Annotated in this window: 11 protein-coding genes; 3 read left to right on the top strand and 8 right to left on the bottom strand. The window is 59.9% G+C overall.

What is annotated here, in order from left to right:
• Positions 1-61: 61 nt before the first annotated feature.
• The 3 genes from ACR0KJ_RS17600 to ACR0KJ_RS17590 form a co-directional block, all read right to left on the bottom strand.
• Positions 62-1,417, bottom strand: a complete 1,356-nt coding sequence (locus tag ACR0KJ_RS17600) for an extracellular solute-binding protein (protein ID WP_170455467.1) — start codon at positions 1,415-1,417, stop codon at positions 62-64.
• A complete protein-coding gene (locus tag ACR0KJ_RS17595; RefSeq protein ID WP_480627291.1) occupies positions 1,414-2,574 on the bottom strand; it encodes a LacI family DNA-binding transcriptional regulator in 1,161 nt (386 codons plus the stop codon). The genes ACR0KJ_RS17600 and ACR0KJ_RS17595 overlap by 4 nt, the downstream gene beginning before the upstream one ends.
• Positions 2,575-2,817: 243 nt before the next feature.
• The gene (locus tag ACR0KJ_RS17590) at positions 2,818-3,969 is read right to left on the bottom strand and encodes a zinc ABC transporter substrate-binding protein (RefSeq protein WP_480627290.1); all 1,152 of its coding nucleotides are present in this window, start codon (positions 3,967-3,969) and stop codon (positions 2,818-2,820) included.
• A gap of 56 nt (positions 3,970-4,025) precedes the next feature.
• Between ACR0KJ_RS17590 and ACR0KJ_RS17585 the strand changes: the two genes are divergently transcribed.
• The 3 genes from ACR0KJ_RS17585 to ACR0KJ_RS17575 are packed head-to-tail and all read left to right on the top strand — an operon-like array spanning position 4,026 to position 6,081.
• A complete protein-coding gene (locus ACR0KJ_RS17585; RefSeq protein WP_170455473.1) occupies positions 4,026-4,538 on the top strand; it encodes a transcriptional repressor in 513 nt (170 codons plus the stop codon).
• A gap of 2 nt (positions 4,539-4,540) precedes the next feature.
• Complete coding sequence (locus tag ACR0KJ_RS17580; RefSeq protein ID WP_480627289.1) at positions 4,541-5,287, top strand: metal ABC transporter ATP-binding protein; 747 nt, start codon at positions 4,541-4,543, stop codon at positions 5,285-5,287.
• Positions 5,287-6,081 (top strand): iron chelate uptake ABC transporter family permease subunit, encoded by a 795-nt coding sequence (locus ACR0KJ_RS17575; protein WP_480627288.1) that lies wholly within the window; start codon positions 5,287-5,289, stop codon positions 6,079-6,081. The genes ACR0KJ_RS17580 and ACR0KJ_RS17575 overlap by 1 nt, the downstream gene beginning before the upstream one ends.
• A 7-nt stretch (positions 6,082-6,088) precedes the next feature.
• Here ACR0KJ_RS17575 and ACR0KJ_RS17570 read toward each other — a convergent pair whose 3' ends face one another.
• The 5 genes from ACR0KJ_RS17570 to ACR0KJ_RS17550 all read right to left on the bottom strand — a co-directional run bounded on the left by ACR0KJ_RS17570 (position 6,089) and on the right by ACR0KJ_RS17550 (position 11,185).
• Positions 6,089-7,084: an ABC transporter ATP-binding protein gene (locus ACR0KJ_RS17570; RefSeq protein WP_480627287.1), complete on the bottom strand. Its 996-nt coding sequence runs from the start codon at positions 7,082-7,084 to the stop codon at positions 6,089-6,091.
• Entirely contained in the window at positions 7,081-8,115 is a 1,035-nt protein-coding gene (locus ACR0KJ_RS17565) for a Gfo/Idh/MocA family protein (RefSeq protein ID WP_480627286.1), read from the bottom strand. Before ACR0KJ_RS17565 ends, ACR0KJ_RS17570 begins: the two co-directional genes overlap by 4 nt.
• Positions 8,112-8,951, bottom strand: coding sequence for a carbohydrate ABC transporter permease (locus tag ACR0KJ_RS17560; protein WP_170455483.1), 840 nt, complete (start codon positions 8,949-8,951; stop codon positions 8,112-8,114). The genes ACR0KJ_RS17565 and ACR0KJ_RS17560 overlap by 4 nt, the downstream gene beginning before the upstream one ends.
• Complete coding sequence (locus ACR0KJ_RS17555) at positions 8,948-9,862, bottom strand: carbohydrate ABC transporter permease (RefSeq protein WP_170455486.1); 915 nt, start codon at positions 9,860-9,862, stop codon at positions 8,948-8,950. Before ACR0KJ_RS17555 ends, ACR0KJ_RS17560 begins: the two co-directional genes overlap by 4 nt.
• A gap of 69 nt (positions 9,863-9,931) precedes the next feature.
• On the bottom strand, positions 9,932-11,185 hold the full coding sequence (locus tag ACR0KJ_RS17550; RefSeq protein ID WP_170455487.1) for an ABC transporter substrate-binding protein: 1,254 nt from the start codon (positions 11,183-11,185) through the stop codon (positions 9,932-9,934).
• Positions 11,186-11,187: the final 2 nt, after the last annotated feature.

Below are 11,187 nucleotides of genomic sequence, written 5' to 3'. Positions count from 1 at the left end.
ATACCTCGAAGGGATGGGGGCAGCGGCGCGAACGCCGCTGCAGTGCCATTGGAAGGTGGCGTTACTCGACCTTGGCGAGTTCTTCGTTCATGGCTGCAACAGCAGCTGCGGCGTCAATTTCGCCGTCGATATATTGACGGACAACGCGGTTGATCGCTTGGCTGTTGACCATTTTCGAGGCCAGCGCCAGTTGGCCTTCGGCCACGCCCCAACGCTGGGCCACGTCCAGACCGCCGACGATCTCGTCGATCATGGCCTGTTCGTACAGCTCACCCAGCGGCGCTTTGCGGTCGACACCCACGGGCAGGTCTGCCCAGGCCTCGGAAAACGCGGTCGGGTTGTCGGCGTTGCCGCGACGGACCGGGAATTTGCCCTCGGGTGCGATGGCAAGCGTTTGGGTATAGCCTTCGTCCATCGCGAATTTCACGAACTCCATCGCCGCGTCGGTATCCGCGTCGTTGGTGATGCCGAAGTACCGCACGTCACCCCAAGCCGCACCGTCAGGGTTCGACGGGCCGGACAGTTTGGTCACGATGCCGGTCTTGCTGGCCAGATCGCGCGAGGTCGGGTCGTCATTGATGGTCGGCGGGGCGCTGTCACGCAGACCGGCCAGTTCGTCCAGAATGAAGGGCGACCAGATGATCATCGCGGCCTTGCCGTCAAAATACAGCTCGCGCGACTGCTTCCAATACAGCTCACCCGGAGGAGACGCTTGCGAGATCGCTTTGTAGAAATCCAGAACCTCGGTGGTCTTGGCCTCATCCAGCGGCTGAAAGCCGTCGGGGCCAACGGGCGAGACGCCATTGGCCAGGAAGACATGCTCCAGCACCTGGCTCATGAAGTTCTCGTCAACCTTGGTGGCCGAGACAAAGCCATACATCTCGGGCGGGTTATGCAAAGCCTCCAGCGCGGCCTGAATGCCCGCAAAACTGTCCGGCGCATCCAAACCGGCCCCTTCGAACAGGTCCTTGCGATAGACCACCATCTGGGTCCATCCATCCACCGGAACAGATGCGGTTTCATCGTTAAACGCCGCCATTCCCAACGCGCCAGGAGCGAACGTGTCTGCGCCCAGTTCTTCGATCACTTCGGTTGCGGCTTCGGTGTCCAGAATTCCGGCCTCGGCCCAGGGCAGCGCGTATTGCAGCGGGTGATAGACCACATCGGGCAGGTCCCCGGCGGCAAACGCGGCTGTTGCGCGCGTGCCCAGATCGCTTTCGGTGATCGGAATGACCTCGACCGTGGTGCCTGTTTCGGCCTTGAACTGATCGGCCATCTCTTGCTGCTTGGCCAGACGCTCGGGCTGTTCTTCGGTGGTCCAGAAGCGGATCGTATCCGCCTGCACTGACAGCGCGGTCAGCGCCAGTGCCAGGGACGAGCCTAACATCAGCTTGGCTGCTTTCGGCGTGAGTTTCATGATTGGTTTCCTCCCAATTTACTTTCTGTCGTCTCTTTGATTTTCGTTGCCAGCGCGTCCGAGCCAAGGAGCGGCGGACCGTCCGAGGCCCGTTCGATCAGCATCGCCTCACCCAGCTCGCGCAGTGTGCCCGGTGCTTCGCCCCGGATCTGACGGATAAGCAGGGTGGCCAGACGCTCACCCGCGGCGCGAGAATCGACGCTGAAGGTTGTCAGGGCCGGGTTGGCGTATTGACACTCCGGAACGCCGTCATATCCGGTCACCGAAACATCCCGGCCAATCTGCAAGCCAAGCTCAGCGGCAACGGGATAGAAGCCCAATGCCGCAAGATCGGTGGCAAAGATGATCGCAGTTGGCGGACGGTCCAGCGCCATCAGGGCACGCGCTTCGATCGCGCCCTCTTCGCGTGTTCGCGCGCCTTCACGGATCAGATCGGGGTCGAATGGCAGGTCGGCGATGCGCAGCCCTTCGATATACCCGTCCCGGCGCAGATGGCTGTAGTTGAACTTGGGATCGCTGCCGACATAGCCGATGCGCGTATGCCCATGGCTTGCCAGCCGCAGAACCGACTTCAGCATCGCGGATTCGCCCGAAATATCGAACCACGAAATATCATCCGGCACTTTGGCCCCGCCATAGCCGGTGCGTCCGTATAGGATATGCGGCACGCCCAGATTGCGCAGGAACCGAACCCGCGCGTCGGTGACGGCAGTACGCGGCAGGATAAAGCCGTCTGCCTTGTGTTCCTCGACCAGACGGCCAAGCACCTTGAGCGTGTCCTGCTCCGAATGCGCCGTTGAAATCGTCATGGTCCAGCCGAAACCGCTGGCCGCCTCGCATGCGCCTGCCAGAAACTCTTGCAGGAACGGGTTGTGACCGTCCGGCTCATCTGTGTTGAGCACCATGGCCAGCGCACGAACACGCCCGGTCCGAATGGCCTGCGCGTGGCTGAGCGGACGATACCCAAGCTTGCGCGCCATGGTTTCGACCCGCTTTCGGGTGGTTTCGGAAATGTCCGGATAACCGTTCAAAGCCCGCGAAACCGTGCTTTTGGACAAGCCCAGACGGGCCGCAAGTTCATCGATCTTTACACGGCGCGAAGACTGCGGATTTTCACCCGCCGTTTCGTATTGCCGATTTGTAAGATTCGCTCCCATGTCTACATTTTTTGTTTCCGAAACCGGTTTCGGCAACAGAAAATCTTATCAGCCGCGCTGTAGCGCCAATCAAGGGCACAACTTCACGTGGTAGGAATGCAGGATTTACCAGGGTTATCAGCCGGCCTCAGCCGGTTGTTGGGGGCAACGCCACTTTTGACGAAAGGGAACAATTAACCCGCGTCACCCCCAACTTTGGATATCCCGGACAACTCTCTCGGCATTGTCCGGGATGATCAGGAATTAAAGGCACTCGGCCAGGGTCTTTGCCATGTTCCGGATGACCTGAGGGTACAGGTCCACGCCGGGTTCAAGGTCCGAGCCCAGCGGGTCGATGACGCCGGTATTTGCGTCGGTGCCGCCCAGAACGGTTTCAATGATCCCCGGGTTGAATTGCGGCTCGGCCAGAACGCAATCGATCCCCTCTTCCGTGATCCTGCCCTGAATCTCGGTAATCCGCGCGGGGCTGGGGTCGGCTGCGTCGCCAATCGAAATCGCCCCCGAGGTGGGCAAATCAAACGCATCCTCAAAGTACTGATAGGCATCGTGGAAGACGATAAAACTGCCACCGCGAACGGGGTCCAACATCTGTGCAACCTCGGTCGAAAGCGCCTCAAGCTCTTCCCGGCCGGCGGCCGCATTGGCGAAATAGGCACCGGCATTGTCAGGGTCTGCCGCCGACAGTTGGGCCGCGATCACGTTCAACCAAGTTCCGGCGTTTTCGGGCGACAGCCAGGCGTGCGGGTCATGCGCGCCATGGTGATGGCCGTCGTGATCGTCATGGTCATCATGTCCCGCGTGGTCTTCATGGTCATGGTCATCATGATCCTTGGCGTCGGCATGATCATCGTGGTCGTCGTGATCGTGGTCGTCGTGACCATCCGAGTCCGCATGATCTTCGTGATCATGGTCATGGTCTTTGTCTTTGGCGTGATCTTCATGATCGTCGTGATCATGGTCGTCATGATCGTCATCCGCGTGGTCTTCGTGGTCATGATCATCATGATCATCATGGTCCCCGTGATCATGCGCCTCAAACAGCGCGCTTTCACGGAAATCCAGCAGAACGGTGCCATCGGCCTCAAGCAACGCCGTAACAGTTGCACCTTCGGCCAGTGTTTCCACCGCGCTTTCCATCCAGGGCGTCAGATCCTCACCCAGCCAAAACACCAGATCCGCCTCTTGCAGCGCTTCAGCTTCGGATGGGCGCAGGTTGTATTCGTGCGGCGAAGCCCCAGCCGGGATAATCAGGTCCGGCTCGCCAACGCCTTGCATGACCCGCGCCACAAGCGAATGCACCGGCGCAATATCAACTGCCACATTCGGCACATCGGCAATCGCCGTGCCCCCCATCAACGCGGCTGTGATCGAAACGGGAAGGAGCTTTCTGGACATCGGGAACCCTATGTGATTTTATAACGTTACCAGCGAAATACATGATATATAATAACATGACAAGTGAGACACCGCCCGCCACGGCTGAAGAAGCCACCCTGCTTGGGTTCAACAAGCACGACCACGCCTCGTGCGTTGCAACCGGTTTGGCCAATGCCCAGGCGCATTGCCAGGCAGAAGGGCTGCGCCTGACACCTGTGCGCCAGAAGGTTCTGGAAATGTTGCTGCAAGAGCATCGGGCGCTTGGGGCCTATGCGATTCTCGACCGTTTGCGTGAAGAAGGCTTCGGGTCGCAACCGCCGGTGGCCTATCGTGCGCTGGACTTTCTGGTCGAGCATGGGTTTGCCCATAAGATCGAGCGACTGAATGCCTTTGTCGCCTGCGCGCATCCCGGGGCTTCGCATTCCCCGGCCTTCATGATCTGCCGCAAATGCGATGCCGTGGCCGAGGCGTATTCCGCCCCCGCCAAAGGCGCGCTAGGCGCTGCCGCGCGCGCCGTCGGGTTCGAGATCGAACGCACCGTCGTCGAAGCCGAAGGCATCTGCCCCGACTGCACCGAGAAAGCCTGATCATGACTTTGGTTTCTGTAAAGGGTCTCAGCGTCCGCTACGGCGCAAACACCGTATTGCGCCACGTAAACATGGCCGTTGAGCCGGGCGAGATCGTGACCATCGTGGGTCCGAACGGGTCGGGCAAAACCAGCCTGCTGCGCGCCATCATTGGCGCGACCCAACCCGCTGCGGGGCATATCACGCTCAAAAAAGGGCTGCGGATCGGGTATGTGCCGCAAAAGCTGCATATCGATCCGACGCTGCCGATCTCGGTCGAGCGGTTCATGCGCCTGACGGATCGGGTTTCAAAACAGGATTGCGCGGCGGCCCTGAAAACCGCCGGTGTCCCGGACCTGCTGAACCGGCAGATGTCGCAGCTGTCCGGCGGTCAGTTTCAGCGGGTTATGCTGGCGCGTGCGCTGATCAACCGACCCGAAGTTCTGTTGCTGGATGAAGCCACTCAAGGGCTGGACCAACCTGGCTCTGCCGCCTTTTACCGCCAGATCGAAGACGTGCGCCGGGAAACCGGATGCGCCATCCTGATGATCAGCCATGAACTGCATGTGGTCATGAGCGCGTCGGACCGCGTGATCTGTCTGAACGGTCATGTCTGCTGCGAAGGCTCGCCCGCCGTGGTCGCCTCGGCCCCTGCATACCGGGCGTTGTTTGGGACAGGCACGGGGGGCGCGTTGGCGCTGTATCGTCATGACCATGATCATGATCACGAACATGATCATGGCCCGAACTCTCAGGAAGCTGCAGAATAATGCTTGATGATTTCATGACCCGCGCAACGCTTGCTGGCGTTGGTGTGGCCTTTGCCGCCGCCCCGCTGGGCTGTTTCGTCGTTTGGCGCAGAATGGCCTATTTCGGCGATGCAACCGCCCATGCCGCAATTCTGGGTGTGGCCTTGTCGTTGACCTTCCAGATGTCTGTGTTCACCGGGGCTTTGGCCGTTGCTTTGGTGATGGCGCTGGCAGTCACGCTGCTGTCCGGCAAAGGCTATGCCATGGACACTCTGCTGGGTGTTTTGGCCCATTCCGCACTGGCTTTCGGCCTTGTCGCCGTATCGTTCCTGTCCGGGGTGCGGATCGACCTGATGGCCTATCTGTTTGGCGATATTCTGGCCGTTTCCAAAAGCGATCTGGCCGTCATCTGGGGTGGAGCCGCTTTGGTGGTGGCCCTGATTTCTTGGCGTTGGTCCCACCTGCTGACCGCGACGCTGAACGAAGAACTGGCCTTTGCCAGCGGCTACAACCCCAAACGCGAGCAGTTGATCCTGACCCTGTCGCTGGCGGTAACAGTCGCGGTTGCGATCAAGGTGGTTGGCGTGTTGCTGATCGCCGCCATGCTGATCATCCCCGCTGCCGCAGCCCGCAGTCTGGCGCGATCGCCCGAGTCCATGGCCGTGATTGCCGCCCTTATCGGGACGACCTCATCGATCGTCGGCCTGAGGGCGGCTTATGTGTTCGACACGCCCGCCGGCCCCTCAATCGTCTGCGTCGCGGCTGTGCTGTTCGCCTGTTTCAGCCTGCTGGGCTGGCAAGGGCGCAAGACCTGATCAAAGCTCAGGACAACCGCGCGCCGCTTTGGTCGAACATGTAAACGCTCTGCGGATCGAAGGCGAGGCGGATGTCCTGCCCTTCTTCGACCCGATGCTGCCCGAAGAGGCGGGCGGTGATCTGGTGGTCCTGAACCTTGGCAATGACGTTGGTGTCACCGCCCAGATGCTCGACATGGCTGACCCGTGCCTGAAGCGCGCCGTTGTCGTCCAGCACCAGATCCTCGGGGCGCACACCCATGGTCCTGTCATCCCCTTCCTGCATCAGCCCGGCGGGGAAGAAGTTCATGGAAGGTGAGCCCAGGAACCCGGCAACGAACTGGTTGGCCGGGTTGTTATACAGCTCCATCGGCGAGCCTATCTGTTCGACGCGCCCGTCGCGCAGGACAACGATCTTGTCGGCCAGGGTCATCGCTTCGGTCTGGTCATGGGTGACGTAAATCATCGACCCGCCAAGCTGGCGGTGCAGGTTTGCAATCTCCAACCGCGTGTTCATGCGCAGCGCCGCATCAAGGTTCGACAGCGGTTCGTCAAACAGGAACAGTTTGGGCTCACGCACGATGGCCCGACCGATGGCCACGCGCTGACGCTGCCCACCAGACAGCTCGGACGGGTAGCGGTTCAGATAGGGGCCCAGATCCAGCATCTGGCTGGCCTTGGCGATACGCTCTTCGATCACCGCCTTGGACTGGCCTTCCTGCTTCAACGCCAGCGTCATGTTCCCGCGCACGTTCAGATGCGGATAGAGCGCGTAGCTTTGGAACACCATCGCGATCCCGCGTTTGGACGGTGGGGTCAGATTGACCAGCTCATCGCCGATCTGCACCTCGCCCGAGGTTGCATCCTCAAGCCCCGCAATTACGCGCAGCAGGGTGGACTTGCCGCAACCCGAGGGGCCGACGAATACGACAAACTCGCCCTCTTCGACGTCAAGATTGATGTCTTTCAGAACGTGAACCTCACCAAAGGACTTGTTCACATCTTTCAGGGTCAGCGCGGTCATGAGGCGTCCTCCTTCAGCGAAACGGGGTGGCCGGTGCGAATGCTTTCATCCGCAGCCAGGCATACGGCCAGCGATTGCACGGCGTCGTTCATGTGACGGGTCAGGTCGATGTCGTCCGTGATGGCGCGCAACATGTAGGCCTGCTCGGCATCGCAGAGCTCTTGATGGCCCGGCTCATCCGGCATCTCGACGGTGGTGTCACCATCCGGTCTGTGTACAAGAATGCTGCCAACCTTGGTGTGGCCGTCAATATCTGCGGACGCGCCTTTGTTGCCGTCCGTGATCGAGACCGATCCGTTGGGTGAGGCGATGTCTTTCACGAAAAACGCCGTCTCGGACATCATCGGACCCCAACCAGCCTCGTACCATCCGACCGAGCCATCCGCGAAGACGACCTGAAACTGGCCGTAATTGTACATCTCTTCCGGTATCTCGTCGGTCAGCCGCAGGCCCATGCCATGCACGCGCACCGGGTCGGCATCCGTGATCTGGCACATGACGTCGACGTAATGCACGCCGCAATCCACAATCGGGCTGGTGGTCTGCATCAGCGCCTTATGCGTCTCCCACTCCGCGCCCGAGGATTGCTGGTTCAGGTTCAGACGGAAGACATATGGCCCACCCAGCCCCCGCGCCTCTTCGATCAACCGAATCCACGACGGGTGATGACGCAGGATGTACCCGACGACCAGTTTGCGCCGGGTGCGCTGCGCGGTTTCGACAACCCGCTTGGCATCGGCCACGGTCATGGCCAGAGGCTTTTCGACAAACACATGCGCCCCTGCCTCCATCGCCTTGCAGGCATAGTCCACGTGGGTGTCGGTATAGGTTGCGATAACGGCAAGGTCCGGAGTGGTGTCCGCCAGAGCCGCCTCGAAATCGTTAAACGCGGGATACCCGGCCAGATCGGGATGCGAGACCTCCCCGCTGCGGTTCACCAGACCAACAATCTCGGCCTCCGGATGGTGGTGATGGGCCAGCGCATGGCTCAGGCCCATATTCCCAAGACCGGCAACAAGAACACGGATCATTTGACAGCCCCCGAAGTCAGACCGCGGATCAATTGCCGCGAGAAAATTACGTACAGGATCAACACCGGTAGGATCGCCATGGACAGCGCCGACAAGACCGCGTTCCAGTCGGTCACGAACTGGCCAATGAATACCTGCGAGCCCAGCGTCAGCGTCTTGGTCTCCTCGGCCGGGGCAAGGATCAGCGGGAACCAGAGGTCGTTCCAGATCGGGATCATGTTGAACACCGCAACCGTCGCCATGGCCGGGCGCACCAACGGCAGGACCAGCCGGAAGAAGATCGCGTATTCCGACAGCCCATCAACCCGGCCCGCGTTTTTCAGATCGTCCGAAACCTGCCGCATGAACTCACTGAGGATAAACACCGCCAACGGCAACCCTTGCGCCGTATAAACGAGGATCAGCGCCCATAGCGTGTTGACCAGACCGGTGGCCACCATCATCTCAAGGATCGCAACGGTGCCGATGCGGATCGGGATCATGATGCCCAGCGCCAGATACAGGCCCATCAGCAGGTTGCCTTTGAAACGGTATTCGCTCAGCGCATAAGCCGCCATTGCGCCGAACAGCAGGATAAAGAACAGCGACGCGACCGTGACGATCATCGAATTCTGGAAGTAGAGGAAGAAATCCCCCTGTTTCATCACTGTCTGGTAGCCAATCAGCGAGAAACTGTCGGCATCGGGCAAGGCCAGCGGCTGACGAAAGATCGCTTTGCGGGTTTTGAAACTGTTGATCAGGATGACAAAGACGGGGAACAGCGCGATCAGCGTGTACAGGATCAACGCCCCGTGCATACCGAATGCGTTCAATGGATTCGTACGCGCTTTGCTCATAGCTGATACCTCCGCATCCGGGTCTGGATACCAAACAGATAGATACAGACGCCCACCAGAATGATCGCGAACATGGCCCCGGCGATGGCCGATCCCATATGCGGGTCGCCCAGTTGCAACTGGAAACCGAAGAAGGTGCGGTACATGAAGGTGCCCAGAATATCGGTTGAAAAGTCAGGCCCGGCCAGCGCGCCCTGCGCGGCATAGATCAGGTCAAACGCGTTGAAGTTCCCCACGAAAGTCAGGATCGAGATAATCCCGATCGAGGGCAGGATCAGCGGCAGCTTGATTTTCCAGAACGCAGACATTCCGGTGATGCCGTCAATCTCTCCGGCCTCAAGAATCTCTTCGGGTATGGTCAGCAGCGCGGCATAGATCAGCATCATTGGAATACCGACAAACTGCCAGACCGAGATCAGCGCCAGCGTCGTCAGGGCGTATTCCTCTTTGCCCAGCCACGGCGCGAACAGAAATTTCAGCCCGACCGCATCCAGCATTGATGGCGCGATGCCCCAGATGGGTGACAGGATCAGCTTCCAGGCGAACCCGACGATCACAAAAGACAGGATCGTTGGGATGAAGATGGCCGACCGATAAAGCGCAGCAAAGCGCAGGCGCGGATGGCTGAGCAGCGCAGCCAACGCGATGCCGATCGGGTTCTGTACCAGCATGTGGATGAGAAAGAACCAGAAATTGTTGCCCAGCGCGTTCCAGAATTGCTCGGCCCAGATGGGATCGAAAAACAGCGTTCTGAAATTGTCGAGCCCGACAAACACCCTCTCCTGATCGATGCGCGAATACAGCGCCAGACGCAGGGTGTTGAACAGGGGAAAGATCATCACGGCGGTGTAGACGATCACGGCTGGCGCAAGGAATACGACGATATGCCAGCGAATGCGGCCGGGGTTCATGGTTCGATCTCCGGGGGTAGAAGGACCCGGGCGACAGATGCGCCCGGGATGTGTGCAACAGCGGTGGGCTTACTGATGCGGCGCGTACCAGCTGGCCAGACCATCCTGAAGCTGCTGGCCCAGCTCGTCCGGTGAGGCACTGCCCTTGATGGCGGCAACCGAGGCACCCCAGGTTTCATTCTCAAGGTTCGGCGTACCGCGCGACAGAATCTGATAGGTCGAACGGATCGTGCTTTCACACTCGCCACGCCACCCGACGATTTCCTTGGCAAGCGGGTCTTCCAACTCGACCGGGGTCGAGGACAGCGGGAAGAAACCCGGCAGGGCATTGCCAAAGATCTCGGCGAATTCAGGGCTGGCAACCCAGGCCAGGAAAGTGCGCGCGGCCTCGGAATTTTCGCTGGCTGCGTTCATTCCAATGCCGATATCGGTGTGATCCGAGATGTAGCAAGTGTCGCCCGCATTCTGGACCGGCGGCTTGAACGCGCCCATCTCGAAATCGGCCTGCGCGTTGAAGCCCGAAATCTCCCACGAACCGGCGGGATAAATCGCTGCGCGTCCCAGGGTGAAGATGTTCTGACTGTCGGGATAGGTCTGCGCCTCATACCCGTCGCCCAGATAATCCGCCCAGCGCGCCAGCGTCGCATAAGGCGCAGTCCATTGCGCGTCGGTCAGCTTCTGCTCGCCCGCGATCAGAGCCAGACGGCCTTCTTCGCCCTTCCAATAGTTCGGGCCGATATTGTTATAGCCCATGGTGGCCGCTTCCCACTGGTCATTCGTGCCCATGGCCATCGGGATGTAATTGCCGTCTTCCTTGAAAGCATCGAGCACCGCAAAGAACTCATCTTCGGTGGTCGGAGCCTCAAGACCCAGTTCAGCGAAGGCATCCTTGTTGTAGATGAACCCGTGGATCACCGACGCCATCGGCACGCAAAAGCTGGCCGATCCGTCATCCGTCTGCCATGCCGATTTCGCCACGTCCGAGAAGTTCCCCATCGCATCCAGATCAGACAGGTCGGTCAGGTGCCCCGCCTCATACAGCGCCAAAGAGGCATCGAAGGGACGGCACGTGATCAGATCACCCGCAGACCCTGCGTCGAGCTTCGAGTTCAAAACGGCATTGTACTCGGCAGGTGCAGAGGGCGTGAACTGGACCTTGATGCCGGGATGCTTGGCCTCAAAGGCCGGGATGATCTTGTCCTGCCACAGTGTCAGGTCATCGTTGCGCCAGCTTTCAATGGTCAGCGTGATATCCTCGGCATAGGCCCCCGTCGCCACAAAGGCAGTGGTGGCCATCGCCAGCGATAGTGAATTGCGTTTCATCA

Source organism: Ruegeria sp. AD6, from assembly GCF_056542325.1.
The sequence above is the reverse complement of the archived record's forward strand: the minus strand, read 5'-3'. Positions and strand labels throughout refer to the sequence as shown.

What these genes read in the sequence shown, in the direction of transcription:
- ACR0KJ_RS17550 (WP_170455487.1), bottom strand. Translation starts at nt 11,185, where the DNA reads ATGAAACGCAATTCACTATCGCTGGCGATGGCCACCACTGCCTTTGTG.
- ACR0KJ_RS17595 (WP_480627291.1), bottom strand. Translation starts at nt 2,574, where the DNA reads ATGGGAGCGAATCTTACAAATCGGCAATACGAAACGGCGGGTGAAAAT.
- ACR0KJ_RS17570 (WP_480627287.1), bottom strand. Translation starts at nt 7,084, where the DNA reads ATGACCGCGCTGACCCTGAAAGATGTGAACAAGTCCTTTGGTGAGGTT.
- ACR0KJ_RS17580 (WP_480627289.1), top strand. Translation starts at nt 4,541, where the DNA reads ATGACTTTGGTTTCTGTAAAGGGTCTCAGCGTCCGCTACGGCGCAAAC.
- ACR0KJ_RS17585 (WP_170455473.1), top strand. Translation starts at nt 4,026, where the DNA reads ATGACAAGTGAGACACCGCCCGCCACGGCTGAAGAAGCCACCCTGCTT.
- ACR0KJ_RS17560 (WP_170455483.1), bottom strand. Translation starts at nt 8,951, where the DNA reads ATGAGCAAAGCGCGTACGAATCCATTGAACGCATTCGGTATGCACGGG.
- ACR0KJ_RS17600 (WP_170455467.1), bottom strand. Translation starts at nt 1,417, where the DNA reads ATGAAACTCACGCCGAAAGCAGCCAAGCTGATGTTAGGCTCGTCCCTG.
- ACR0KJ_RS17565 (WP_480627286.1), bottom strand. Translation starts at nt 8,115, where the DNA reads ATGATCCGTGTTCTTGTTGCCGGTCTTGGGAATATGGGCCTGAGCCAT.
- ACR0KJ_RS17575 (WP_480627288.1), top strand. Translation starts at nt 5,287, where the DNA reads ATGCTTGATGATTTCATGACCCGCGCAACGCTTGCTGGCGTTGGTGTG.
- ACR0KJ_RS17555 (WP_170455486.1), bottom strand. Translation starts at nt 9,862, where the DNA reads ATGAACCCCGGCCGCATTCGCTGGCATATCGTCGTATTCCTTGCGCCA.
- ACR0KJ_RS17590 (WP_480627290.1), bottom strand. Translation starts at nt 3,969, where the DNA reads ATGTCCAGAAAGCTCCTTCCCGTTTCGATCACAGCCGCGTTGATGGGG.